We start from the raw sequence: 420 nt of genomic DNA, 5'->3' as shown, positions 1-420 counted from the left end.
AGTGGCACAGTAAATTTGGCCACCTGATTAAAGGTGATATTCTCACCTCAACACAAAACAGGTGACTTAATGAACAAGAAAACCAAACGTAGTTTCACCCCTGAGTTCAGGCTGGAATGTGCACAGCTGATTGTTGATAAGGGCTACTCATATCGACAGGCCAGTGAAGCGATGAATGTGGGTTCTACTACGCTTGAGAGCTGGGTACGCCAGCTCAGGAGAGAGCGCCAGGGGATTACGCCCTCTGCCACACCCATTACTCCAGACCAGCAACGTATCCGCGAGCTGGAAAAGCAGGTTCGCCGTCTGGAGGAGCAAAATACGATATTAAAAAAGGCTACTGTAGATTCAATTGGTCAACGCAACAGTTATGTGAAAACATGGGGTTGCGGAGGTTTTTTGAATGAGACGAACATTTAC

The 420-nt window shown here is 47.1% G+C and carries 1 protein-coding gene; it reads left to right on the top strand.

The features are described from left to right. Positions 1-33: 33 nt before the first annotated feature. The coding region (locus OGX94_RS02795) for a transposase (protein ID WP_286545922.1) at positions 34-420 on the top strand (387 nt) is incomplete at its 3' end.

Origin of the sequence: Citrobacter sp. Cpo037, assembly GCF_030332945.1 — a bacterium.
Taxonomy (GTDB): Bacteria; Pseudomonadota; Gammaproteobacteria; order Enterobacterales; family Enterobacteriaceae; genus Citrobacter; species Citrobacter portucalensis.
The sequence above is the reverse complement of the archived record's forward strand: the minus strand, read 5'-3'. Positions and strand labels throughout refer to the sequence as shown.